This window comes from Fuscovulum sp., assembly GCA_035192965.1.
Classification (GTDB): Bacteria; Pseudomonadota; Alphaproteobacteria; order Rhodobacterales; family Rhodobacteraceae; genus Paragemmobacter.
Genome location: CP136571.1, coordinates 2993393 through 3018866, shown reverse-complemented (window position 1 = coordinate 3018866; position 25474 = coordinate 2993393). Strand labels below are relative to the sequence as shown.

The 25474-nt window shown below is 66.0% G+C and carries 19 protein-coding genes; 11 read left to right on the top strand and 8 right to left on the bottom strand.

What is annotated here, in order from left to right:
- Positions 1-28 precede the first annotated feature (28 nt).
- Positions 29-715, top strand: coding sequence for a hypothetical protein (locus RSE12_14795; GenBank protein WRH61630.1), 687 nt, complete (start codon positions 29-31; stop codon positions 713-715).
- Between the two features lie 7 nt (positions 716-722).
- On the opposite strand, the gene RSE12_14790 is transcribed toward RSE12_14795, so the two are convergent.
- Both RSE12_14790 and RSE12_14785 read right to left on the bottom strand, forming a co-directional pair.
- Entirely contained in the window at positions 723-1967 is a 1245-nt protein-coding gene (locus tag RSE12_14790) for a VWA-like domain-containing protein (GenBank protein WRH61629.1), read from the bottom strand.
- Complete coding sequence (locus RSE12_14785) at positions 1964-3082, bottom strand: AAA family ATPase (protein WRH61628.1); 1119 nt, start codon at positions 3080-3082, stop codon at positions 1964-1966. Before RSE12_14785 ends, RSE12_14790 begins: the two co-directional genes overlap by 4 nt.
- A 130-nt stretch (positions 3083-3212) precedes the next feature.
- On the opposite strand from RSE12_14785, the gene RSE12_14780 reads away from it, so the two are divergent.
- Positions 3213-4058 carry a sulfite exporter TauE/SafE family protein gene (locus tag RSE12_14780; protein ID WRH61627.1) on the top strand — a complete coding sequence of 282 codons (846 nt, stop codon included), beginning with the start codon at positions 3213-3215 and terminating at the stop codon, positions 4056-4058.
- A gap of 15 nt (positions 4059-4073) precedes the next feature.
- Positions 4074-4835, top strand: a complete 762-nt coding sequence (locus RSE12_14775) for an SDR family NAD(P)-dependent oxidoreductase (GenBank protein ID WRH61626.1) — start codon at positions 4074-4076, stop codon at positions 4833-4835.
- Here the strand turns inward: RSE12_14775 and RSE12_14770 are convergent.
- Complete coding sequence (locus RSE12_14770) at positions 4832-8569, bottom strand: response regulator (GenBank protein ID WRH61625.1); 3738 nt, start codon at positions 8567-8569, stop codon at positions 4832-4834. The two genes, RSE12_14775 and RSE12_14770, sit on opposite strands and share 4 nt — an antisense overlap.
- A gap of 367 nt (positions 8570-8936) precedes the next feature.
- On the opposite strand from RSE12_14770, the gene RSE12_14765 reads away from it, so the two are divergent.
- From RSE12_14765 to RSE12_14755, 3 genes are read left to right on the top strand one after another with little or no spacing between them, the layout of a single operon-like run.
- Positions 8937-9386 carry a hypothetical protein gene (locus RSE12_14765; GenBank protein WRH61624.1) on the top strand — a complete coding sequence of 150 codons (450 nt, stop codon included), beginning with the start codon at positions 8937-8939 and terminating at the stop codon, positions 9384-9386.
- A gap of 15 nt (positions 9387-9401) precedes the next feature.
- The gene (locus tag RSE12_14760; GenBank protein ID WRH61623.1) at positions 9402-9770 is read left to right on the top strand and encodes a YciI family protein; all 369 of its coding nucleotides are present in this window, start codon (positions 9402-9404) and stop codon (positions 9768-9770) included.
- A 2-nt stretch (positions 9771-9772) separates the two neighbouring features.
- The gene (locus tag RSE12_14755; GenBank protein ID WRH61622.1) at positions 9773-10996 is read left to right on the top strand and encodes a DUF6596 domain-containing protein; all 1224 of its coding nucleotides are present in this window, start codon (positions 9773-9775) and stop codon (positions 10994-10996) included.
- Here RSE12_14755 and RSE12_14750 read toward each other — a convergent pair.
- The 4 genes from RSE12_14750 to iolD are packed head-to-tail and all read right to left on the bottom strand — an operon-like array spanning position 10993 to position 15555.
- Entirely contained in the window at positions 10993-11838 is an 846-nt protein-coding gene (locus RSE12_14750; protein WRH61621.1) for a class II fructose-bisphosphate aldolase, read from the bottom strand. The genes RSE12_14755 and RSE12_14750 overlap by 4 nt on opposite strands.
- Entirely contained in the window at positions 11835-12692 is an 858-nt protein-coding gene (locus RSE12_14745; GenBank protein ID WRH61620.1) for a 5-deoxy-glucuronate isomerase, read from the bottom strand. The genes RSE12_14750 and RSE12_14745 overlap by 4 nt, the downstream gene beginning before the upstream one ends.
- Positions 12693-12703: 11 nt before the next feature.
- Positions 12704-13684 carry a 5-dehydro-2-deoxygluconokinase gene (gene iolC, locus RSE12_14740; protein WRH61619.1) on the bottom strand — a complete coding sequence of 327 codons (981 nt, stop codon included), beginning with the start codon at positions 13682-13684 and terminating at the stop codon, positions 12704-12706.
- The gene (gene iolD / locus RSE12_14735) at positions 13684-15555 is read right to left on the bottom strand and encodes a 3D-(3,5/4)-trihydroxycyclohexane-1,2-dione acylhydrolase (decyclizing) (GenBank protein ID WRH61618.1); all 1872 of its coding nucleotides are present in this window, start codon (positions 15553-15555) and stop codon (positions 13684-13686) included. The genes iolC and iolD overlap by 1 nt, the downstream gene beginning before the upstream one ends.
- Positions 15556-15694: 139 nt before the next feature.
- On the opposite strand from iolD, the gene RSE12_14730 reads away from it, so the two are divergent.
- The 3 genes from RSE12_14730 to RSE12_14720 are packed head-to-tail and all read left to right on the top strand — an operon-like array spanning position 15695 to position 18854.
- Complete coding sequence (locus tag RSE12_14730) at positions 15695-16810, top strand: Gfo/Idh/MocA family oxidoreductase (protein WRH61617.1); 1116 nt, start codon at positions 15695-15697, stop codon at positions 16808-16810.
- Positions 16811-16817: 7 nt separating this feature from the next.
- Positions 16818-17708, top strand: a complete 891-nt coding sequence (locus tag RSE12_14725) for a TIM barrel protein (GenBank protein WRH61616.1) — start codon at positions 16818-16820, stop codon at positions 17706-17708.
- A 12-nt stretch (positions 17709-17720) separates the two neighbouring features.
- A complete protein-coding gene (locus RSE12_14720) occupies positions 17721-18854 on the top strand; it encodes a Gfo/Idh/MocA family oxidoreductase (protein WRH61615.1) in 1134 nt (377 codons plus the stop codon).
- A gap of 12 nt (positions 18855-18866) precedes the next feature.
- Here the strand turns inward: RSE12_14720 and RSE12_14715 are convergent, their stop codons facing one another.
- The gene (locus tag RSE12_14715; GenBank protein WRH61614.1) at positions 18867-19856 is read right to left on the bottom strand and encodes a LacI family DNA-binding transcriptional regulator; all 990 of its coding nucleotides are present in this window, start codon (positions 19854-19856) and stop codon (positions 18867-18869) included.
- 423 nt (positions 19857-20279) lie between these two features.
- On the opposite strand from RSE12_14715, the gene RSE12_14710 reads away from it, so the two are divergent.
- Together RSE12_14710 and RSE12_14705 are read left to right on the top strand one after the other, a co-directional pair.
- On the top strand, positions 20280-24704 hold the full coding sequence (locus RSE12_14710) for a Hint domain-containing protein (GenBank protein WRH61613.1): 4425 nt from the start codon (positions 20280-20282) through the stop codon (positions 24702-24704).
- A 258-nt stretch (positions 24705-24962) separates the two neighbouring features.
- Positions 24963-25376 (top strand): OsmC family protein, encoded by a 414-nt coding sequence (locus tag RSE12_14705; GenBank protein WRH61612.1) that lies wholly within the window; start codon positions 24963-24965, stop codon positions 25374-25376.
- Positions 25377-25474: the final 98 nt, after the last annotated feature.

The window sequence follows — 25474 nt, the reverse complement described above, 5'->3', positions numbered from 1 at the left end:
GTTGGCCTAGTTTGGCGTGCGGAGGCCCGTGCTTGTGTTCATCCTGACCCCTGAGACGATCTGGAATCCCCATGTGCTGGAGATGCGGCAGGTGCCGCGGCGTGTCTTTGGGCGGGTAATGATCTTTCCGCGCCGCGAGGCGGGGATGGGCCTGTGGCTGCGGCTGATATTCGAGATGGAGGTGCTGCGCTATCTGTTGGCGCTGGTGCCGTTCCTGCTGGGGTCGGTGATGTTTCCGCGCTATGCGCTGGCGATTGCACAGGCGCCGTTGCCGATGCTGATTGTCATTTATTTCTTTGAATCCAAGGTGCTGCGGTTGTCGCGGGCGGGGGCGAAGGCGCTGGCCACGACGGCAGAGGTGGAGCGGGGCATGGATCTGCTGCGCGTGCGGGCGGTGGCGATCTTGTCAAAGATCGCGGCGGCGCGAGGGTTGGCCGAGGGGCGGCTGCATCTGGTGGTGGAGCAATCGGAACTGTGGCGGATGCCGCCCCTCACGCTGGTTTCCGTACAGAGCGAGGCGGGGCCAAAATCGGGGCCGGAGGTGCTGCGCCTGTCAGAGGCGGAGCGGGGTATGCTGGCGGGGCTGTTCGATGCCGAGTTTTCCGAGCGGGACATGTTGCGGATCAATTTGGCGTCGAATGACTGTTTGCGGGACGTTGCCTTTGATGTGCGGGGCGTGTCGGCCCATGCGCGATTGGCGGCGCTGATCGGGTAGCGTTTGGTTAGGCGGAGAGGTCGAGCAGTGTTCCCCATGCGGGTTGCGGGGCGTTGCGGGCATCTGGGACGGCCCAGATCACCGGGAATCGCGGGGGCGGGGGCAGCGGTGCCTCAAGGTCCGTCAGGACAATCAGGATCGAAGGGTGAAGTTGCGCCGCTGCCGTGAAAGCGGGGGCGAAGTCCGTGCCGCCCCCGCGTGGAGGGGCGAGGGCGCGAAGTTGCGCGGCCCATGATGCGGGGTCAAGCCGCAGGGGCGGGGCGGGAGTATCGTCGAAAGGGATGAGGTGAAGCTCGGCGCGGGTGCGGCGGGCGATCCCGGTGACTTCGGCCATCAGGAGCGACAGGGCGTCGTCGGTGATGGAGGATGAGGTATCCAGTGCGATCACAACGCGGGGGGCCGGGCTGTGGCGGGCCATGGCGGGCTGGAAGGCGGGTTCCGGGCGGTTGTCCATCTGCGCCTGCGCCATGGTGGCGATCCATGCGCGGGCCGGGCGGCGGTGGGTGGGTTGGGGCCGTTCCAGCGTGGCGCGGGTGAGAAGGCGGCGCAGGATCACCTCCCACGGTGTGTGCGGGGTGGGGATGTCGGCAAGGCGCAGGCCTGCTGCGCCGATGCCACGGCCTGCGAGGCGGCCTGCTTCCAGCGCGCGGGAGAGGTGGCGGTGCCAGTCGGCGGCGGTGGGGGTGTCGGGGGCATCAGAGGGGCCTGTATCGGGTTTGAGGTCGGGGCCGTGGTTCTGGGCGCGGGCATGGGCATGGGCGCGGTCGGACGCGCCGCCATTGCCGCTGCCATCGCGCAGGCGATGATAAAGGCGGTCCACGTCCCATTGGGCGAGGGCCTGTTGGGGGGACAGCGCGGTATCGAGGGCGGCGGAAAGAAGGCCCGTGAGGGTGAGCGCGGGGCGCGGCAGGGCGTAGCCTGCGGCAAGCAGGGTTTCGTTGACGATGGCGTCAGCGGCGATTTGCCAAAGGGTGGGATCGAAGCGGTCGCCCATGCGGGCCTGCATGTCGCCCAGACGGGGGGAGTGGCGCAGGGCCACGTGCAGGATGTGATGGGCGGCAGTGCCGATCTGTTCGTGGCGGGGGAGGGTGTCAAACTCGGGGCCGTAATGGATGGTTTGCCCTGTGGTTTCCGCCGCGGGGCCGTGGTCGCGGTCGCGGTGATCGCACCAGAGCGCGAGGGCGGCCATGGCGGGGTCTTGTTCGTTGAGCGCGCGGAGCGCGGTGGTGGCGCGGGCGCTGTGGCGGGTCATTCCAAGCCCTGCGCCTGCCGCTCGGCGCGGTATTCGGCATAGGCGGCGGAGGTGCGGAAGGCATCGGTCAGGTTTTGGGTGAGGGCCTTTTGAATGAGGAGTTCAAAGCCGTGAGTGGTGAGTTCTGCCAGTGGAAGGCGGGCGAAGGGGGCGTCAGGGCGCAGGCGGGCGAGGTGGCGGAGGTCTGCCATCACCTCGATCACGCGTGGCATCGTTTCGGCATTGGCCGCGCCGATCAGGCCGTAGGTCAGTGCGGTGAGGCCGGTCATGGTGGTGGGGTAGAGGTCGGGGCGTTTGGTGCGGGGCGCTTCGAGCAGGGCGTCCACTTGCACGGTGGCGGCGATTTCTTCGGCCAGCAGAAGAAACTCGGCTGCGGCGGCATCGCCGATGGTGCCTGCGATCATCGGGTCGCGGAGGCGGCGGTCGGGGATGGCCTGCATGATCTGCGATACCCGCGCCCAAGAGCGGGGGGTGCAGGCGATGGTGAGGCCACGACGGATGCTGTCTTCGGTCGTTTCCAGCAGGTCGGGGCGGGTGCGGATGAAGGTGATGACGGCGGGGTGGAGGTTTTGCGGGACGGCGTAGCGGGTGAGCCAATCGGTCGCCTCGGCCCGGATTTGCAGATGGATGAGCCGGTCGGACAGTGCGGTGCCCATGTCATAGGCGATGGCGCCATCGTCGATGCCGTTGCCGGCGGCGATGATGAAGCAGCTGTCGGGCAGGCGGTGGCGACCGACGCGGCGTTCCTGCAAGAGGCCGTAGACGGTGGGTTGCAGGGTGGGGGCGGCGGCGGTGAGTTCGTCCAGGAACAGGATCGCGGGGCGGGCAGGATCATCGGGCAGGTCTTCGGGGCGATACCAGACGGTTCGTTGGGTGGCGTGGTCATAGAAGGGCAGGCCGCGCAGATCCTGCGGCTCGATCGTGGTGAGGCGCAGGTCGAAGAGTTGTGCGCCGGTTTCTGCCGCGAGTTGGGTGACGATGTCGGTTTTGCCGATGCCGGGGCGGCCGTGGAGCATCCATGAGGCGGTGAGCGTGCCTGCGGCCTGCGCGGCATGGGCGGCGCGGAGGAGGGCGAGCGCCTCGCCCGCCGAGACGGGGCTGGTGTTCACGGTCATGGGCGGTGCGATCCTGTGCTGTGCTGTTCATCCTAGCCTAGGCCCTTGTGCGCATTCGGCAAGTCGGGGGCGGTTGTCCTTGGGTGGGGTGCGGCCTAAGACGGGACGCGGGTGGCCGGGGCCGCCTGAAATGACGGGAAGGCAGACGATGGGCGAGATGGAAGTGGCAACGCTGGTGCCGGTGATCGTGGCGCTGATCGTGGCGGGGGCGGCGATCGGGCTGCTGGCGGGGCTGTTCGGGATTGGCGGCGGGGCGATTTCGGTGCCGGTGTTCTTTGAGCTGTTCCGGGTGTTGGATTACCCGGAGGCGGTGCAGATGCCGATGGCGGTGGGCACGTCGCTGGCGGTGATCATTCCCACGTCGCTGAATTCCGCGCGGGGGCATTATCTGCGCGGGACGGTGGATATGGAGCTGATCAAGCTATGGGCGGTGCCTGTGGTGCTGGGGGTGTTGGCGGGATCGGTGATCGCGCGCCATGCCGATCCGGTGGTGTTTCAGCTGGTGTTCATCGCGGTGGCGGTGGTGAATGCGGCGAAGCTGCTGTTGGGCGGTGCGGGCTGGCGGCTGGCCGAGGGGTTGCCGGGGCGGGGCGTTTTGCGCGTTTATGGCGGGGTGATCGGGGTATTGTCTGCGCTTATGGGTATTGGCGGGGGGGCGATCACCAATCTGGTGCTGACGCTGCATGGCTATGACATTCGGCGCGCGATTTCGACGGCATCGGCGGTGGGTATCCTGATCGCGTTGCCGGGGGCGATTGGCTATGTGGCGGCGGGGTGGGGCAAGCCGGGGCTGCCTGCGGATGCGCTGGGCTATGTGAGCCTGCTGACATTTGCGCTGACGATCCCGACGACGCTGCTGACGACGCGGCTGGGGGTACGGTTGGCGCATTCGCTGCCGAAGAAGGCGCTGGAGACGGGGTTCGGGCTGTTTCTGTTGACGGTCTGTGCGCGGTTCGTTTGGGATATTCTGGCGTAAGGGTAGGGGGACGCGATGACACTTGCGGTGGTGACGGCCGGGACATCGGCCATCGGGCGGCATCTGGTGGTGGCGCTGGCGGGGGCCGGGCATGATGTGGCGCTGACCCATCTGGGTAGCGCCGATCTGGCCGCACAGGTGGCGACTGAGGTGGCGGCGCTGGGGCGGCGGTGCCTGAGCGTGGAGGCGGATGCGGGGGATGAGGCGGTGGTGACGGCGTTTCATGCGCAGGCGGCGGATTGGGCGGGTTGCGCGCCATCGGTGCTGGTGAACAATGCCGGGATACAGACCTGGGCCGGGCTGCTGGATTTGCGGGCGGATCAATGGGACGCGGTGATGCGGACCAATCTGCGCGGCACCTTCCTGAACACGCAGGCGGCGGCGCGGTTGATGATCGCGGGCGGGGTGCGCGGGTCGGTGATCAATCTGGGGTCGGGCTGCAACAAGGTGGCGTTTCCGAAACTGGTTGACTACACGGCGTCGAAAGGTGGGATCGAGCAGTTTACCAAGGCGGCAGCTTGCGAGTTGGGGCCGCATGGCATCCGGGTGAATTGCGTGGCGCCGGGGGCGATTGCGACCGAGCGGACGGCGGCAGAGGCGGGTGATTATGCGGGGACGTGGAGCCCGATCACGCCCTTGCGGCGGGTAGGGACGCCCGCCGATATTGCCGGGCCGGTGCTGTTCTTCTGCTCACCCGCCGCGGATTTCGTGACCGGGCAGACGCTATGGGTGGATGGGGGCGTGTTTTCGCAGGCCCCGTGGCCCTATCCGACCTAGTTCGCGGCGTTTGCAGTGGGGGTTTTGTCACCACCCAAGTGGCGGGTCAGAAGGGCGCGCAGGGTGGCGGGTGAGATCGGCTTGACGATGTATTCCGACATGCCGGCATCCAGCGCCACTTCGCGTTCCGTATCGCGTGCATTGCCAGTAAGGCCGATGATCGGGACGATGGATTTGGCGGTGGGCAGGGCGCGGATGCGGCGGGTGGCCTCGATCCCGTCCATCACGGGCATCTGGCTGTCGATCAGGATCAGGTCGAAATCCTGATCAAGAAGGGCCTGCAATGCCTCGGCCCCGTTGGTGGCGGTGGCGGTGGCGATGCCCTGATTGGCCAGCATGGCGACGGTCAGTTCCACGTTGAGCGGGTTGTCATCCACCACAAGGGCGCTGCGTCCAGCATGGGCGGGCGCGATGCGGGGGGCGGGTTGCGGGGCGGGGGCCGGGTGCAGCGTGCCGGGGGATTGGAACAGGGCTGTCAGCCGGGCGATGAGCAGATCGGGTTCGGCGGGTTTGATGACCAGATCGCGGAAGCCTTCGGCATGGGCCTGATCAACGATGTCCTGCCCGCCCTTATGCGCGAGCAGCAGTAGCGGCGGGGTGGACGGGCCGTGACGTTCGCGCAAGGTGCCTGCGGTCGCGAAGCCGTCGGTTTCCGGCATGCGGCTGTCGATCAGGATGGCGTCAAAGCGGTCGGTTGCGATGTCGGCGGCGGAGGTGGTGCAGATGACGCTGGCCCCGGCGGCGCGCAGGTGGATGGCGACAGCCTCGGCCGCGGCGGGGACATCGTCGATCACCAGCAGGCTACGGTCTGCGAGCGGGGGCGCGGCGTGGCGCGGAGCTTCTGGCAGGGGCTGAAGCGGCAGGTTGACCCAGAAGGTGCTGCCTTCGCCCGGGGTGCTTTGGACGCCCACCTCACCCTGCATGAGATCGGCAAGCTGGCGGCAGATGGCGAGGCCAAGGCCGCTGCCGCCATAGAGGCGGGCGGTGGAATCCTCGGCCTGCGAGAAGCGTTCGAACAGACGGCCGATGTGATCGGGCGCGATGCCGATGCCGGTATCGGTGATGGCGAAGTGCAGGCCGCCCTGCGGGAGGGGTTGGATGGCGAGGGTGATGGCGCCCTGCTGGGTGAATTTCAGCGCGTTGGTGAGCAGGTTCATCAGGATCTGCGTGATCCGCAGCGGATCGCCAATGTATTGGCGGGGAAGGGCGGGGTCGGTCTGGACGATGAGTTCGATGCCCTTTTCGGCGGTGGCGGCGGCGATGGTATCAATGGCGGCCTTGACCACCGCGCCGAGCCGGAATTCCGTCTGTTCGATGTGGAGTTTGCCTGCCTCGACCTTGGAGAGGTCAAGGACATCGTTCACGATCATCAGGAGGTGGCGGCCAGAGGCCTGTACCTTGCCAAGATAATCGCGCTGATGATCGGTGAGCGGGGTGCCCAGCAGCAGTTCGGCAAAGCCGAGGACGGCGTTGATGGGCGAGCGCAACTCATGGCTCATATGCGCGAGGAATTCGGATTTCAGCTGCGCGGCCTGTTCGGCCATGTCGCGGGCGGCGGCAAGCTGGCGGCTGGCGAGATAGGCGTTGGAGATGTCATCAATCACCAGAACGGCCCCGGCATCGGGATTGCGCGGGTCGATGGCATTGGCGCGGATGGCGACCCAAAGCGTGCTGCCATCGCCGCGCAGGATTTCGCTGTTGATGCTATAGATGCCGCCGCGCGCCATTTCGGCGCGGGCCTGATCGCGGAAATCGGTCCATTCAGCCGCATCGCGGAAGATCGGGGCGAGGGGGCTGCCGACCAAGACGTCCTGCGGGATGAGGAGGAGTTGGGACAGGGACGGGTTGCAGCTGCGGATCAGGCCGTCTTGCAGGAGGGCGATGCCGCTGGCGGCGGTGGCGAGCAAGGTGCCAAGTTCTTCGTTCAGGCGGGAAAGTTCATCGGTGCGCAGGGCGACCTGGGCCTCGAGCGTGCGCTGATGGGCGGCGAGGGCGGCTTCGGCGCGGCGTTTCACGGTGATGTCGTTCCAGAGGGTGTAGATTTCCATCTGGTCGCCATCGGAGACGGCGGACAGAAGCACCTCGAACAGGATGGGCGAGCCATCGGCGCGGATGTGTTCCCAATCGAATTTCAGGGTGCCGTTTTGCAGCACGGCGCGGGTCAGGCGGGCGGCCTTTTCGACGGACAACTCGCCGTCGGGTTGGCGTTCGGGAGAGATGTCTTCGGGGGTGAGGCCCACGAAGGTGGACCCTTCGGGGTAGCCAAGCAGGGCGAGGGCGGCGGCGTTCGCCTCGGCGAAGCGGCCCTTGCGGATGACGGCGGTGGCTTGCGCAGAATGGTGGAAGGTGCGGCGGAAGCGTTCCTCGCTGAGTGCGAGGCGCGCGGTGGCGCGGGCGGCTTCGGCGCGGGCGGTGATGCGAGCGGCGGCGCGGGTGAGCAGCGCGTGATCATTCTGGGACAGCGGTTGCGCAGCCCCGCGCGCGAGGTGGAGGGCGACGATTTCCCCCTGCGCGCGGCCATCGACGAGCAGCGGGAGGGTGAAGATGGGAACCTGGCCGTGTGCAAGGCCGGCGGGGATATCGTCATGCAGCGCGCCAAACAGGCGCAGGCGAAAACGGGTCTGGCCCTCGGTGCCGATGCCGGTGGCCAGCGCATCGGCCAGATCGGCGAGGATGTCGGGCAGGGGGCGGCCCATGTCTTCGGTGGCCTGTGCGACGCGGTTGAGGCAATCCTGTTCCGTCAGGCGGCGGCGCAGCGCATCGGCGATTTCGGCGCGGGTGGCGAGGGCGCGGTCCAGCCTGCGGCGCAGCAAGACCGTGGTGGCCAGCGCCACGCTGATGGCGAGGATCAGGGCGCCCAGAAAGAGGGGCAGCTTGTCACCGCCAATGCCGAGGAAGGTGAAATCGCGGCTGCCGATCCAGCTGTCTTCGATTGCGCGGATCCGGTCGGGCGGGATTTGCGCAAATCCATCAAGGACGGTGGCATAAAGGGCCGGGTTGCCTTCGGCCACGGCCCAATGGGCGGCGATATCGAGGATGGGGGCGCTGTGGGTGTAGCTGGTTTGCAGGCCGGCGCGGGCAAAGAGCGTATTTCCCATTGGTATGGGCAGGCAGAACACCCGCAGCGTGCCGTCGCGGGCGGCTTTGGTCATGGCGTCGCCAGAGGGGAAGCTGCGGACCTGCGCCCCGTTGGCGGCAAGGGTTGCGGCGCAGGGGCTTTCGGCGCGGGTGCCGATGATGTGGCCTGTCACGGAAGAGAGCGCCGGGATGTCGGGCGTGGTGGTGCGGTCACGGGCGGGTTGGAAGATGGCGTAGGACAGATCGAGATAGGACGGGCTGTAGGCGAGCCAGTCGCCGCGGTCGGGGGTGAATTGCGCCATGTCGATCACATCGGCGGTGCCGTCGGTGATCTGTTGGCGCAGGTTGGGCCAGGCCGCCTGTTTCAGGATCACGGGGATACCGGTGACCTTGGACCACTCCGCCCAGAGATCGGCGCGGATGCCGGTGACGCCGCCGTTGTTGTCGAGGATCACATAGGGCGGGAGGCGATCAGGGAAGACCACGGTAAGGGGCTGGCTGTCCTGCGCCGAAGCCGGGGCGAGGGCGAGCAGGAGGCAAAGCAGCGGGGCGAGTGGACGAGAAAGGGCAAGGCCGAGGGATATGACGAGACGATATAAACGGGAAATGGCGGGCGGCGCGCTGACTTGTGGCCTCCTCTGCCATTGTTTGGTCATTCCCGAACCTCTGTCCCTGTCTGTTGTGTTTTCCCGCAGGTGGTGCTGCCGGAACTGAATACATCGTTAACTTGTAATAACAGTGTCGCGCGAAAAGGACATTGCGCCGGAGCAATCCAACTCAAGGTTGTGGCCTTTTTGCGTCGCACACTTGGCGAAGCTGTTCATTCACGCATCGTGATTGGGAAACGGTTTGTTTTCGAGGGGATGGACGTGCCGCCGGGCCGTGTTTTTGGGGGGCGGATTCGCGCGAGAGTTGCGGCATGCGGGGGCCGTGAAAAATTCTTTCGCGGTTTGTCGAAATCGCGGGGGGCCGGGTGTCACTGTTGTATCCGGCGCGTGCCGGAGAGACACACAGGAGGGTGACATGACGGATCAATGGAGCGCAGGGGCGCGGGGCAGGGCTGGGATCTGGCTGCCAGTGGCGGCAGTAGCGGGGCTGGGGTGGAACCTGTTCGGGTTGTGGCAGTTCGCCGGATCCTTGCGGCAGACAGGCGAGAGCCTGATGGCGGCGGGGATGACGGCGGAGCAGGCGGAAATCTATCTGGCGCTGCCGGGATGGATGACGGTGGTGTTCGCGGTTGGGGTGATCGGCGGGACGGTGGGGTCTGTGCTGCTGCTGTTGCGGCGGGTGGCGGCGGTGCCAGTTTTTGCGTTGTCTCTGGCGGGGTATATTGCCCTGTTCACGGGCGATCTGGCCTATGGGGTCTTTGCCGGATTGCCGGAGCAGTTGGTGATCATCACCACGGTTGTTTTGATTGCGGGGGCGCTGTTTGCGCTGTCCCTTTTCGCGCGCAAGCGTGGCATGCTGCGCTGAAGGATGGAGAGAGTGATGCAATACATGTTGATGCTGAACGAGACCGAAGCCGAATTCGCGCGGCGGACCGATCCTGCCGAGACCGCCGAGTATTGGGGCGGGTGGAACGCCTTTATTGGTGCGATGGCGGCGGCGGGGGTGATCGTGAAGGGGGACGGATTGCAGGGGCCGATGCTGGCCACCACCGTGCGGGTGGTGGATGGCAAGCGCCATGTGCAGGACGGCCCGTTTGCGGACACGAAAGAGCAGTTGGGCGGGTATTTCGTGATTGAGGTGCCCGATCTGGACAGCGCGCTGGATTGGGCGGCGCGGGCGCCTTGTGCGGTGACCGGGTCGGTTGAAGTGCGGCCCGTGTTGCCGCCGATGGCACCCCCCGGGGCCTGACCATGGTTGCCGCGCCGTCCGCTGCTGCGGGGGAGGCTGCCGAGCGGGCGGCGCGGCTGTCTTATGGGCGGCTGCTGGCGATCCTTGCGGCGCGGACGCGGGATGTGGCCTTGGCCGAGGAGGCGCTGGCCGGGGCCTTTGCGCGTGCGCTGGAGGTTTGGCCTGTGCAGGGCGTGCCCGGCAATCCGGAGGGGTGGCTGGTGACGGTGGCGCGCAACGGGTTGGCGAATGCCTATCGGCATGACCGGATGCGGGCGGCGGCGGTTGCGGATGTGATCCTTGTGGCCGAAGAGCGGGAGGCGGCGGCATCCGGGCCGGGGGATGCGCGGCTGGCGCTGATGTTTGTCTGCGCGCATCCGGCGATTGATGCTGCGGCGCGGGCGCCATTGATGCTGCAAACGGTGCTGGGGCTGGATGCAGCGCGGATTGCGGCGGCCTTTCTGGTACCTGCGGCCACGATGGGGCAGCGGCTGGTGCGCGCCAAGGCGCGCATCCGCGAGACAGGGTTGCGCTTTGCCGTGCCGGAGACGGAGGAGATGCCAGCGCGGTTGGAGGATGTGCTGGAGGCAATCTATGCCGCGTTCGGCACCGGGTGGGAGGCGGGGCCTGCTTCGGATGCGGGCCTGCCGGAGGAGGCGATTCATCTGGCGCGGGTGCTGCTGGGATTGATGCCCGAGGAGCCGGAGGTGAAGGGGTTGTTGGCGCTGATGCTGCATGCCCATGCGCGGCGGCGCGCGCGGCGGGATGGGGCGGGGCAGTTCGTGCCGCTGTCAGACCAGAACCCCGCGCTGTGGGACCGTGACATGATCGTCGAGGCGGAGGGGGTGCTGGTGGCGGCGGCGCGGGCGGGCCGGTTCGGGCGGTTTCAATGCGAGGCGGCGATCCAGTCGGTGCATGCGCAGCGGGGGATCACGGGGCGGTTGAACATCGCGGCGCTGGACACGCTGTATGGCATGCTGGCGCGGTTTCACCCCACGGTTGGGGGCGCGGTGGCCCATGCCGCGATCCGGCGCGAGGCGGGGGATGTGGCGGGGGCGCTGGCGCTGCTGGACGGGCTGCCTGTGGCGGCGCGGGAGGGGTATCAGGCGGCGCTGGTGGTGCGGGCGCATTGCCTTTTGGATATGGGGGACCGGGTGGGGGCCGAGGCGGCCGTGCGGCGGGCGCTGGAGGTGACGCCGGACGCGGCGGTGCGGACGCATCTGGGGCGGGTGTTCGGGTTGGCCTAGGCCTTGGCGCGGCCTGAGGCGCCGGTGCTGCGGATGACATCGCGGGCGGCGGCGGCGATGGGGGCTTCGGTTTCGCGCAGGATCTCGATCCGGTCGAAACGGTCAGGATGGGCGGCAAGGGTGGCGCGGAGGGATTGGCCGAAGACCTGCCGCAGTTCGGTGCCGATGTTGAACTTGCAGATATGGGTGCGGGCGGCGAGGTCGGCGCGCTGGGCCGGGGGCACGCCGGAGCCACCATGGATGACGAGGGGGGTGGTGGTGAGGGATTGGATGGCCGTTAGGCGGGCAAGGTCGAGGCCCGCGCAGTGGTTTGTCTGGAGATGGACGTTGCCGACTGAGATGGCCATGGCGTCGACGCGGGTTTCACGGGCGAAGCGGGCGGCTTGATCCGGGTCTGTGCCTTGGGAGGCTTCGCCTGAGGCATAGCCGACGAAGCCGATTTCGCCTTCGCAGGACATGCCCGCGGCATGGGCGAGCGCGGCGACGGCGGCGGTTTGCGCGATGTTTTCATCAAGCGGCAGGCGGGAGCCATCGAACATCACGGAGGTGAAGCCCGCATCAAGCGCGGCTTTGCATTCGTCGATGGAATGGGCGTGGTCGAGATGGGCGACGATGGGGATATCGACGCTGGCGGCCAGATGCCGGAACATCGCGCCAAGGATGGGCAGGGGCGTATGGGCGCGGCAGCCGGGGCCGGCCTGAAGGATAAGGGGGGACTGTTCGGCCTGTGCGGCAGTGACGTAGGCGCGCATATCCTCCCAGCCGAGGCACACGAGGCCAGGGACGGCGTAGCCTTGGTGCAGCGCGGGTTGGAGGACCTGGGCGAGGGTGACAAGCGTCATTTGAACTTGGCCACCATATCCATGATGCCGGGGATGGTGTGAAGCTGGGCGGCGTGGGTGGGTTGGAAGAACTGCTTCAGGCTGCGCTGGCTTTGGCCGCCGAGGATGGTGAAATAATACATCTCATACCCCGGCAGGACGGAGCAGGGGTGATAGCCCTTGTCGATCAGGACCGTGGAGCGGTTCATGATGTGATAGGCGTCGCCGGGTTCGTTGTCCACGCGTTGCAGCATTTGCAGGCCGGAACCGTAATCGGGGCGGAAGCGGAAGTTGTAGCATTCGTCATGGCGGGTTTCGATGAGGTCCCCGGTGGTGGGATCGCGGCGGTCGGTGTCGTGCTTGTGGCTGGGAAAGCCGGACCAGCCGCCTTGGCCGACGGTGTATAGCTCAGACACCAGCAGGCGACCGACGCGGTCATGGTAGGCGGCGCCGAGGATGTGCTTGATCTTGCGGTGGGTTTTGGTGTCATCCGAGCCGTATTGCACCTTGTCGATATCTGCGGCGCGGACGGCGAAGGGGCGCAGGGTTTCCGCGAAGCGCGCGCCAGCGATGAAGGTTTCCGTATCGGTGCGGGCGGTGATGCGGGTGGCGGCATTGGTGGGGATATAGACGCCTTCGGGTTCGCCATCCCAGACATCGGTGCCGCGATGGCCGATATCGGCAAAGGTCTGGCCCATGGTTTCCACGGTCACGGTTCCGGTGGCGGGGACGATGCAGGTCTCGTATCCCGGCGTCTGGTAATCGAAGGTTTCGCCCGCCTTCAGGCGCAGGATGTTGAAATAGACCAGCGGGACCAGCGGATCATCGCGGTCCACGATGGGGCGGTTGGCATTGTCATGCGGGGCGATGTGCATGGGGGTTCCTTTCAGCCTGTCGTTGGGCCGGGATGGTGGGTGAGGAAATCGTCAAGCTCGGCCGTGGTGGGCATGGCCGGGGCGCAGCCGACGCGGGCGACGACCATGGCGGCAGCGGCAGAGCCGCGCAGGACGGATTGGTGCAGTGGTTGGCCTGCGGCGAGGGCGGCGATGAGGGCGGCGAGGAAGCTGTCGCCCGCGCCGGTGGGTTTGAGGGCGGCGGTGGGGTAGATGCCGGTGGCAAACTCGCCATCAGGAGTGAGGGTGATCGCGCCCTTTTCGCCCATCTTGTAGATGACGATCTGCGCGCCTTGGGTGATGAGGCTGCGGGCTTTTGCGAGGCCATTTGCAGGGTCGCCCGCCATGAAGCCAAACTCCACGTCATTGCCGATGATGACGTCACAGAGGGCGGCGGCGCGGGAATACACCTCGGACGCGACGGCGGCGGAGGGCCAGGAATAGGGGCGGTAGTCCACATCGAAGATCAACGGCAGGCCAGCGGTGCGGGCGAGGGCGAAGGCGCGGAAGGTGGCGCTGCGCGAGGGTTCCGCCGCGAGGACGGTGCCGGTGGTGATGAGGGCGGAATAGGATGCGTAGTCAATGGGTTCGACATCGGCATCTGTCATGGCGAAATCGGCGGCGTTGTTGCGGTAGATGACGGATTGGCAGTTTTCCAGCCGGGTTTCGACGACGGCCAGCGAATTGCGCGCCTCACCCGCCACGGCGCGAACATGGGTGTGATCGACGCCGTAGCGGGTGAGTTCGTTGCGGCAGAAGCGGCCTACGGCATCATCGGAGATGCAGGTCAGGAGCGCAGCTTTGCAGCCCTGTTTGACCAGACCCACGGCGATATTGGCCGAAGAACCGCCGAGGGCGGTGGTGAAGCGGGTGGCGTCTTCTATCGGCGTGCCGGGCGGATCGGCGTAGAGATCCATCCCGGCGCGGCCGATGATGAGGAAGTTTCTATCTGCAAGGCGGGTGAGGGCGGCCATCAGATGCCCGGCCTTTGGGCGGCGCGGCCTGTTTCGACTTCGTTGTGCTTGTCGAGGACGGAGGCGGTGGGGGAGACCTCTGCTGTGCCGATTTCCCACCAGGCGTGGCCTTGGGTTGTCCAACCCTCATAGGGATCGACCTGCATGACGATGACGGTGGTCTTGGTGGCGGCCTTGGCGCGGAGGAAGGCTTCGGCCAGTTCCACCGGGTTGGCGGCGGTTTCCGTCAGCGCGCCCATGGCGCGGGCATGGGCGGCGAAATCGACGAGGAAGGGATCGGGGACAGTGGGGCAATCGGCGATGAGATTGTTGAAGCTGTCTTGCCCGGTGTTGTTTTGCAGTTTGTTGATGACGGCAAAACCGCCGTTGTCCAACAGAAGGATGATGAGCTTTTTCTGTGTGAGAACAGAGGAATAGATGTCAGAGTTCATCAACAGATAGCTGCCGTCGCCCACGAAGACGATGGTATCACGATCGGGCTCTGCTTCAGCCTGCGCGATGCGGGCGCCCCAGCCGCCGGCGATTTCGTATCCCATGCAGGAGAAGCCAAACTCTACATCTACGGTGCCGATGCCAAGGGTGCGCCAGTTGGCGGTGACCTCGGCCGGCAGGCCGCCTGCGGCGGTGACAATCCGGTCTTGCGGGTGGCAGTGCGCGTTCACCACGCCGATGGCTTGGGCATAGGAATTGGGGCGGTTGCCGGGGGCCACGTTGGCGGCGACGTAGGCATCCCAGGTGCGGCGTTCGGTTTGGGCACGGGTGGCCCAGTCGGCCGGGGCACGGTGAGTGGCGAGAGCTTTTGTCAGGGCTTCCAGCCCCAGTTTCGCGTCGCCCACGACGGGAAGCGAGAGGTGTTTGGCGGCATCATGGCGGCCTGCGTTCAGGCCGATGAGGCGCGCATCGGGTGCGAAGACCGTCCAAGAGCCGGTAGTGAAATCCTGAAGCCGGGTACCGACGGCCAGCACCACATCCGCCGCGCCTGCGATGGTGTTGGCGCTGTCGGACCCGGTGACGCCGAGGGGGCCGATGTTGAGCGGGTGGGTGGCGAGCAGATTGGCGCGGCCTGCGATGGTTTCCACCACGGGGATATTGTGCGCCTCGGCGAAGGCCGTCAGTTCGGCGACCGCGCCGGAATACTGCACGCCGCCGCCTGCCACGATGACGGGGCGTTTGGCGGCGCGGAGAAGGGCAGCGGCATCTTGGATTTCGGCCATGTCGGGGGATTGGCGGCGGATGCGGTGAACGCGGCGCGCGAAGAAGGCGGCGGGGTAGTCATAGGCCCAGCCCTGCACATCCTGCGGCAGGCCAAGGAAGGCGGGGCCGCAATCGGCGGGGTCGAGCAGAGTGGCGAGGGCGGCGGGCAGGGATTGCAGGATCTGCGCGGGGTGGGTGATGCGGTCCCAGTAGCGGGAGACCGATTTGAACGCATCGTTCAGGCCGAGGGCGGGGTTGTTGAAATGCTCCAGCTGTTGCAGCACCGGATCGGGCAGGCGGGTGAGGAAGGTATCCCCGCACAAAAGCAGCATCGGCAGGCGGTTGGCATGAGCCAAGGCGGCGGCGGTGAGCAGGTTGGCGGTGCCGGGGCCTGCGCTGGCGGTGCAGAACATGAAGCGGCGACGCAGGTGGTATTTGGCATAGGCCGCTGCGGCGAAGCCCATGCTTTGTTCGTTCTGGCCGCGATAAAGGGGCAGGTCGTCGCGGACGGGATAGAGCGCCTCGCCCAGACAGGGCACGTTGCCATGGCCGAAGATGCCGAAGCCGCCGCCGCAGATGCGGGTTTCCACCCCGTCGATTTCGATGAACTGGTTCATCAGAAAGCGGACGATGGCCTGTGCGACGGTCAGCCGGATGCTGCCCTGTGATGTGGTCATGGTAACCCTCCTCCGGCGATGCCTGTCTGACGCGCGGGCCGCGAAACGGGGCTTGCGCGTTCTTGAGGGGGAGGATACATCTTTTGCAACCGGTTGCAATATGCGTTGCATGTCGGGGCTGTGAGCGGGGAGGCTTGCTGTGAAAGAGATCGGGATCGGGCTGATTGGCGGCGGCTATATGGGCAAGGCCCATGCGGTTGCCTATGCGGCGGTGGGGGCGGTCTTTGGCACGGAATTGCGCCCACGGTTGGAGGTGATCGCGGCGTCCAGCGCGGATTCGGCGGCGCGTTATGCGCTGGCCTATGGGTTTGCGCGCGCGGCGGGCCATTGGCGCGAGGTGGTGGCCGACCCGAAGGTGGGGGCGGTGGTGATCGCCTCGCCGCAATCCACGCATCGGGCGATTGCGGAAGCGGCCTTTGCGGCGGGAAAGCCGGTGTTCTGCGAAAAGCCGTTGGGGGCATCGCTGGAGGATGCGCAGGCGATGGTGGTGGCGGCAGAGGCGTCGGGCCTGCCCAACATGATCGGGTTCAACTATGTGCGCACGCCTGCGACGCAGTTTGTGAAGCAGTTGCTGGACGAGGGCGCGATTGGCCGGGTGACTTGGTTTCGCGGCGAGCATACCGAGGATTTTCTGGCCGACCCGGCGCTGCCTGCGACGTGGCGGACAACGGGGCGCGCAAATGGCACGATGGGCGATCTAGCGCCGCATCCGATCAACTGCCTTTTGGCGCTGATGGGGCCGGTCGAGGCGCTGTCGGCGCGGATCGAGACGGTGCATGCGAGCCGTCCGGGGCCGCGTGGGCCTGTGGTGGTGGACAATGACGATCAGGCGCAGTTGATGCTGCGCTTTGCGTCCGGTGTGATGGGGCATCTGTTTGTCAGCCGCGTGGCGACGGGGCGGAAGATGGGCTATGCCTATGAAATCCATGGGACTAAGGGCGCGATCCGGTTTGATCAGGAAGATCAGAACGCGGTCTGGCTGTACCGGGCCGAGGGGCCGGAGGCGACGCGGGGCTTTACGCGCATCCTGACGGGGCCTGCACATCCCAACTATGCGGCCTTTTGCCAGGGGCCGGGGCATGGCACCGGCTATCAGGACCAGATCATCATCGAGGCGCGGGATTTTCTGGAGGCGGTGGCGACGGGCCGTCCGGTCTGGCCCACCTTCCGCGACGGGTTGGCGGTATCGACGATCATCGACACGGCTTTCAAGGCATCACAGGACGGCCAATGGCACGCCGTTCCGCAGGCATGAGGACAATATGACCATTCGTATCGGAAATGCGCCCTGTTCCTGGGGTGTGGAGTTTGCGGGCGACCCGCGCAATCCGGACTGGCGGCAGGTTTTGCGGGAATGCGCCGAGGCCGGGTATCGCGGCATCGAGCTTGGCCCCATCGGGTTCATGCCCGAGGACCCGGATGTGCTGGGTGCGGCGTTGGAGGAGAATGAGCTGGAGCTGATCGGGGGGGTGGTGTTCCGCCCGTTCCATGACCCGGCCAAATGGGATGAGGTGCTGGATGCGGCGCAGCGCACCTGCAAGGCGCTGGTGGCGCATGGGGCGCGGCATCTGGTGCTGATCGATTCCATCTCGCCGCGGCGCGCGCCGACGGCGGGGCGGGCGGACGCGGCCGAGCAGATGGACGGGGCCGAATGGGCCGCGTTCCGCGACCGGATCGCCACGGTGGCGCGGATGGGGGCCGAGGATTACGGCCTGACCGTGGGTATTCACGCCCATGCGGCGGGGTTCATCGATTTTGAGCCAGAGTTGGAGCGGCTGCTGGATGAGGTGGATGAGAGCATCCTGAAGATCTGTTTCGACACCGGCCATCATTCCTATGCGGGGTTTGATCCCGTGGCGTTCATGCGGCGGCATATCGGGCGGATTTCCTATATGCATTTCAAGGATATAGACCCGGTTGTGAAAGCGACCGCGATTGCCAACAGCACGGGGTTCTATGATGCCTGCGGGCAGGGGATTTTCTGCAATCTGGGCAAGGGCGATGTGGATTTCCCGGCGGTGCGGCAGATCCTGCTGGATGCGGGGTTCGAGGGGTGGTGCACGGTGGAGCAGGATTGCGATCCGACGCTGGACGTGAGCCCCGTAGATGACGCGCGGCTGAACCGGGCGTATCTTTCTTCCATCGGGTTTTGAGGGGCGGATATCATGGCGAAACTGAATTGGGGCATGATCGGCGGCGGTGAGGGCAGCCAGATCGGCCCGGCGCATCGATTGGGCGCACTGGCGGACGGGCATTTCACCTTTGCTGCCGGGGCGCTGGATCACCGGGCGGATGCGGGGCGGGACTATGCGCAGCGGCTGGGCATTGCCGCAGACCGCGCCTATGGCGACTGGCAGGAGATGCTGGCGGGGGAGCGGGGGCGGGCGGACCGGGTGGATCTGGTCACCGTGGCGACGCCAAACTCCACGCATTTCGAGATTACAAAGGCGTTCCTTGAAGCCGGGTTCAACGTGCTGTGCGAAAAGCCGATGACGATGACGGTGGAAGAGGGCGAAGAGATTGTCCGGGTGGCGGCGAAAGCCGGGAAAATCTGCGCGGTGAATTACTGCTATTCCGCCTACCCGATGGTGCGGCAGGCGCGCGCGATGGTGCGGGCGGGCGATATTGGCAAGGTGCGGCTGGTGGTGACGAATTTCAGCCATGGCCATCATGGCGATGCGACGGATGCGGACAATCCGCGCGTGCGCTGGCGCTATGATCCGGCGATGGCCGGGGTGTCGGGGCAGTTTGCCGATTGCGGCATCCATGCGCTGCACATGGCGAGTTTCATCTGTGATGACGAGGTGGAAAAGCTGTCGGCGGATTTCGCATCCACCATTTCCAGCCGCGTGCTGGAGGATGATGCGATGGTCAATTTCCGCATGACCAAGGGGACGGTCGGGCGGTTGTGGACATCCTCGGTCGCCATCGGGCGGCAGCATGGGTTTGACATTCAGGTGTTCGGTGAAACCGGCGGGTTCCGCTGGGCGTCAGAGCAGCCCAACCAGTTGATCTATACCCCCGTGGGTGGGCGGACGCAGATCATGGAGAAGGGCGAGGGCGGGCTTCATGAGGATGCGAAACGCCTGAGCCGGGTGGCGATTGCCCATCCTGAAGGCTTCCCGCTGGCGGTGGCCAATATCTATTGCGATCTGGCGGATGCGATCCGGGGGCAGGTGCGTGACGGGTTGCCGCTGGCGGCCAGTGGCGTGCGGTCGATGGCGGCAGTGCATACCGCTGTGGCCTCGGCCAAGGCCGGGGGGCAATGGATGGATGCGCGCCCGCCGATGTTTCGGTAAGGCGCGGTTGCGCTAGCGCAACGAGCGGCGGTCGATCACCGCGCAGGGAAACAGGCGCACCTCGGCCGGGCGTTCGGGGTGTTCGATGGTGGCGACCACCAGTTCGATGGCGGCGTCGATGATATCGGACACGGGCTGACGGATGGTGGTCAGCCCGATGTTCTGCCAGCGCGACATTTCCATATCGTTCAGGCCGATCAGGCCGATGTCATGGGGGACTTGGAGCCCCGCCTCTTCGATCGCGCTCATGGCGCCGACGGCGAGGAGATCGTCGCCGCAGAAGTAGGCCTGTGCGGGGGACTGGGTGAGCAGGCGCTGCATCTCGGCCCGGCCGGCATCGAAGCTGTAATCGGTGGCAAAGCTGGTGCTGGTGGTGATCTGCGGGTGCGCGGCGAGGGCTTTGAGAAAGCCTGCGGCGCGGTCCTGGGTGGAGGTGGCGGCCTGCGGCCCGCCGAGGAAGGCGACGCTTGTATAGCCGCGGGCGATGAGCGCCTCGGCGGCCATGCGGCCGCAGGCGATATTGTCGATCCCCACGACAGGCACATCGGGCGCGGGCGACGGGCGGCCAAAGGCATGCACGACGGGCAGGCCTGCCTGACGGAAGGCGGCGGCAAAGCTGGGGGGCAGGGTGGAGGAGGCCACGATCACCCCATCGACCGAGTATTGCCGCAGCATCCGGACCGAGGCCGCCGGATCGGTGGCCCCGCTGAGATTGACGAGCAAGGGGCGCAGGCCGCGATCTTGCAGGCCGCGGGTGAAGAGATCGAACACCTCAAGGATCAGGGGGTTGTGGAAGTTGTTGGCGATCAGCCCGATGAGTTTGGTCCGGCCCGTGGTCAGGCTGGAAGCCAGCGCGTTGGGGGCGTAGCCCAGTTCATCGGCGGCCTGTTCCACTTTGGCCCGCGTGCGGGCCGAGACAGAGGCCCCGTCGGTGAAGGTGCGCGACACGGCCGAGCGGGATACGCCTGCGCGTTCTGCCACATCCTTGAGTGTAACCGCCATGACCTGCCTGTAACCGCTATTTTGGGGGCGAGTATACAGATGCGCGGGCAGGAAAGAACCGCAAGAGTGCGGGGACTTGCGTTGCGGTTTCGGCGCGACCGGGTGGTCATGTACCGGGTGGCCATGTGTTACGCGGGCAACAGGGCGGGGAAGGTCGGTCCGTGCCAAGCCTGCACATAGTGGGATCATAATTTGGACAAAATGTTTCGGATAACGGGACAAAGGCGGCCATGACTGCGTGTTGTGGAGGAGTGGCTGCCCAATAAGTCTGTGAGCAGTCAGTGTGGTAACGAGTATGCAACTTTACGCTCTTTCGGGCGCGACACGGGCCATGGGTTCCGTCGCGCAGGTCCTTCGCGCCGTGGGGCGGGTTGGAATTACGCCTGAGCCGCGTTGGCCCTCTGCCTGCGGCGGGGTGTCGAAATGATCGGCTCCTCGGGCAATGATACCCTTAACGGGCTTACCGGTTCTGAAACGCTGACGGGCGGGGCGGGCAACGATTCCATTTCCGGCGGTGCGGGCAATGACGTCATCCATGGTGACAGCGTTGCCGAGGCGCCAGCGCCCGGCACGCTGACAAACGGGACGTTTTCGGATGGTTTGGCGGGGTGGACCGTGCCGTTCGGGCCAAGCCCGGGTGTGCGGGCGATCACGCCCACCAACCCGGCGATTGCCTTCAACGCCTTTAACGCGCCGGCGGCCGGCACGATCCAGCAGTCCGTGGCGACAACAGTTGGGGCAGCCTATACGTTCAACTACACGATCGGCGAGACAGGGACAGGTGCCGGGACCCATACTTTCCGCGTCGATATCCTGGATTCGCAGGGCAATGTAATTGCCACCCGGACGGATACGGTTGCGAACGATTCCACGCAGAACATCATTCTGAACTACACCGCCACGGATTCGAACATGACGATCCGGGTGACGAACACCGCCACCTCGAACACGGTGAGCAGTGACGGTTACATCGACAATCTGGTTCATACCGCGGCAGAGATCGCCCCCAACCAATCTGCCGACACCCTGTCGGGCGGGGTGGGGAATGACACGGTTTATGGCGGTGTCGGGACGGATACAATTGCGGGCGACGATGGCAACGACGTGCTGTTCGGCGGTGCGGGATCGGATTCGGTGCTGGGCGGGGGCGGGGATGACCGCTTTGTCTTTTCCGGCATCGATAACAATGCAGGCCCGGATACATCGACCCCTTATTCGCCGGGGACGATCACGCCGTCGGTTGTGAATACAGGGGTGGCGGGCAACCAGTCGCCGCCGAAGATGATCGTGCTGGCCGATGGCCGGGTGATGTATGTCTGGGCGGATAACGCGACCGCAGACAACGTCACGACGATGGATCTGCAACTGCGGATCTTCAACGCGGATGGCACACCTGCGACGGACCAGATTTCGCTGGGCTCTTGGCCCGCGATCAGCGGCGCAGACGGGTTTGACTGGGACAACCTGGATCTGGATCGGCTGCCGTCGGGTGATGTTGTCATCAGCTATGCGCGCAACCAGGCCGAGACGGGGGGGGTGGAGCCGATCTTTGGCATCATCCGGCCCGGTCCGTCGGGCATCACGACCATCCTGTCGCCCATCGAGACGCAGTCGAACGATGTGACGGGCATCGAGTCGCCGCCGGTGACGACGGTGCTGCCGAACGGCAATATCCTGTTCATCTGGTCGCGCAACGGCACGCTGGACGATTCCCCGACGATGACCTTGCAGGGGCGGATCTACAATCCGACGACGGGGACGTGGAACGGGCCGGAGTTTCAGGTTGGCAACGTGGCGGTGGACGGGTCGGATTCCGATGTTCCGTCGTTGACCGTTACGACGCTGACAGGCGGGAACGTCGTTGTCGGCTGGTGGCGCAACAATGCGGAGACTGGCTTTGCCGAGCCTGTCTTTACCGTTCTGGACCAGAACGGCGCGACCGTGATGGCAACGTCGGAGATTGAAGGGACCGATAACGAAGCGCAATCCACCGTCTGGGAATCTGCGCCGATCATTCAGGCGCTGCCCAATGGCAACTTTGTGGCGCTGTGGGTGAATGACGGGTTCTCGAACGGCTTGACCAGCATGACGCTGGAGGCGCGGCTGTTCGATCCCAACGGCAACGCGCTGAGCGGCGATATCCGCATCGGAACGAGCGCGGTGGACGGCAATGATGGGTTTAACCTGTCGAACGTGACGACCGATATCATGCCGGATGGGCGTCTGATCATCGGCTATGTCGAGACATCGGCGACGGGGGGCAGTGCGATGCCCTTCTTTTCGATCCTCGATACGACGACGGGGCAATTGATCGCGTCTGATGTAAGCATCGCGGTTGCGCCGTCAAGCCAGTTGGCGGGCCCGCCCCTGATCGAGGTGCTGGGCGACAGCGGGTATTTCGTTGCGGTCTATGCCAATGGCAACGGCCAGAACGGCAGTGCGACGGGCCTGAACTTTCGGGTTTTTGACCGGAACGGCAATGCGGTTTCGGGCGAGTTTCCGATCACGTCTGCGGCAGGGGGATCGGCGCTTTCGGGGACCGGGACCTTTGACTGGAGCAGTGTTTCGGTGGTCTATAACGCCGCCAACCAGAGCTTTACGGTTGGTTGGGTTGGCACCAACGATGGCAGCGGGACCGGGGTTTTCACCTCGGGTCCCATCAATGTCAGCTATTTCACCAGCCCGGCTGTTCTGACGCGCGACGAGATCGTCATCGGCGGCGAGACGTCCGAGACGGTGGGGGATGTGCTGGATCTGACGCCGTTCGCGGGCAACGTGACGGTTGTGTTCAGCGGCAGCGAGGCGGGGACCGTGACCGCCAACAGCGGCGGTCAGCGCATCACCTTTTCGCAGATCGAGCGGCTGGAACTGGGCGCGGGCGATGACCTGGTCACGGGCGGGGTGGGGGATGACTCCGTCGATGGTGGGGCCGGGAATGACACGCTGGACGGCGGCGATGGCAACGATGTGTTGCAGGGGGGCGCAGGGGCGGACAGCCTGACGGGCGGGGCGGGGAATGACGTCCTGACGGGCGATGCCGCCGGCGATCTGGTGGGGGCCAATGACTCGCTGTTCGGCGGCGATGGCAATGACACGCTTTCAGGCAATGCCGGGGCGGATTCGCTGTTCGGGGGTGATGGGGACGATTACCTGTATGCAGGATCGTTCAACCAGATGGCGGGCGATCTGTTCGATGGCGGTGCCGGCAATGACACGGTGGATTATTCCGCTGCCGGCGGTGGCGTGAATGTGAACCTTGGCACCGGGATCGGGACCGACAGCAATTCCGCCACGCATACGCTGAGCAGTATCGAGGCGGTGATCGGGTCGATGTTCGCCGACACCCTGTTGGGCGGCGCGGGCGCGGAATCCCTGTCGGGCAATGGCGGGGATGATGTCCTTGAAGGCCGGGGCGGGGCGGACACGCTGGATGGCGGTATCGGCAACGATGTCCTGTCGGGGGATGAGGCGAGCGATACGGTCGGCAGTGCCGATGTCCTGTCAGGCGGGGCTGGCAATGACACGATGACCGGCAATGCCGGGGCGGATACGCTTTACGGTGGCGCGGATAACGACAGTCTGGATGGCGGGGCAGGGGCCGATCTGCTGGACGGCGGGGCGGGGACGGACCGTGTTGACTTTACGCAGTCGGATGCGGCGGTTCAGGTCGATCTGTCGACAGGGCAGGGCACGGGCGGGCATGCGCAGGGGGATACGCTTGCCAGCATAGAAGAGGTTGTCGGTTCGGGGTTCGACGACAGCCTGACAGGCAGCGGCGGGGCGGACAACCTTTCGGGCGGGGCGGGCGGCGATACGCTGCGGGGCGGTCTGGGGGATGACACGCTGACCGGTGGGGCCGGTGACGACCGGTACATCTTGCAAGATGGCGGCGGGGCGGATCGGATCACGGATTTCGACCTGACCCGTCAGGGCCGTTTCGCCAATGATCGGCTGGATGTGTCGGGAATGACCGATGCGCAGGGTGGCCCGGTCTATTGGTCGGATGTGGTGGTGACGGATACGGTGGGGGATGGCAGTGGCGATGCCGTGCTGACCTTCCCCAATGGACAGACCGTGATCTTGCAAGGGGTCAGCCCGGCCCAGGTGACGGGCCGCGCCAATATGCAGGCCATCGGCATTCCCTGTTTCGCGTCAGGCACGCCGATCCGGGTGCCGGGGGGATGGAAGCATGTGGAAGATCTGGTGCCGGGTGATCTGGTCGTCACCCGCGGCGGGGCGGTGGAGCCGGTCATCTGGAGCGGGTCGCGTCTGGTGCGGGCGGGGGAGATCGAGGCGCGGCCCTCACTGCGCCCGGTGAAGATCCGTCCCGGTGCGTTGGGCAATCGTGGCGAGGTGCGGCTGTCGCCGCAGCATGCGGTGCTGATGCTGCTGGATGGTGAAGAGGTGCTTGTGCGCGCGGTACATCTGGCCAAGCACGGCTATCGTGGTTGCCGTATCGCGGAAGGCACGCGGCGGATCGGCTATCACCATATCCTGCTGCCGGACCATGCTGTTCTGGATGCGGATGGGTTGGCGGCGGAAAGCCTGTATCCGGGCCGCAATGCGATGACCCCGCTGGACCGCAAGGCGCAGACAGAGGTTGCGGCGGCGGTGTTGGCGCTGCGCCGGACGGGCAGGGAAGAGGTGATCGGGCTGGCTGATCTGGCGCGTCTGTACGGGCCGACCGCGCGACCGGTGCTTTCGGGGGCGGATGTGGAGCGGGCCATCGCCCGTGAGGCGCTGGTCCCGGTGGCGATGGAGACGGCGCTGGTGGCGGCGACAGCGGTGACGAAGGTGCCCACCCGACACAAGCGCCCGGAACTGCGTCTTGTGAAGGCGGCGGCCTGAGGGCAGTGGTGGCCATATGCGGGTGATGTGACGCAGATCAAGGCGCGGATCGCCCGCTCATGCGCAGATGCGCAAAAGCTGGGGGGTCGCCATGATGCTGTTGGTTCTGTCTGCGTTTGCCGCGCCTGCCTTGCCGGTAGCGGGGCCGGGGCTGCGTGATGGTTCGGGTTACCTTGCCTGCGGGGTGGGGCGTGCGGTTGACGGAAAGCGGATGCCGGCGGGCAGGGGGCGGAGAGCCGATTGGATCGGAGGCCGGCCATGATCGAGTACCGCGTTCAGGCCCGGCGGATTGACGGCCATGGCAGCCTTGCCCGGGCGAAGGAGGCCGAGGTGGTGCTGGACACCGACCTTGCCGGTCGCCGGGATGCGATGAACCCGGTGGAATTGCTGCTGTCGGCGTTGGCGGCCTGCATGCTCAAGGGGATCGAGCGGGTGGTGCCGCTGCTGCATTTCCAGCTGGATGGGGCAGAGGTCAGTCTGGAAGCCATCCGACAGGATGCCCCGCCCAAGCTGACGCTGATCCGCTACCAGATCATCGTGGACAGTGCCGAGAATGATCAAAGGCTGGACCTTCTGCATCGCAACATCCTGAAATACGGCACGATTTCGAACACACTGGCGGGGGCGGTGCCGCTGGAGGGGACACTGATCCGCGTGACGGGGCGCGGCTGAGCGCCGCGCCTTTGCACAGTTGCAAAATCCGGCGTGACGGGTTAGCCAATGTGCCTGAAGGCGCTCGGTCAACGCCAGCCGTTCGTCGCCACCGCGCC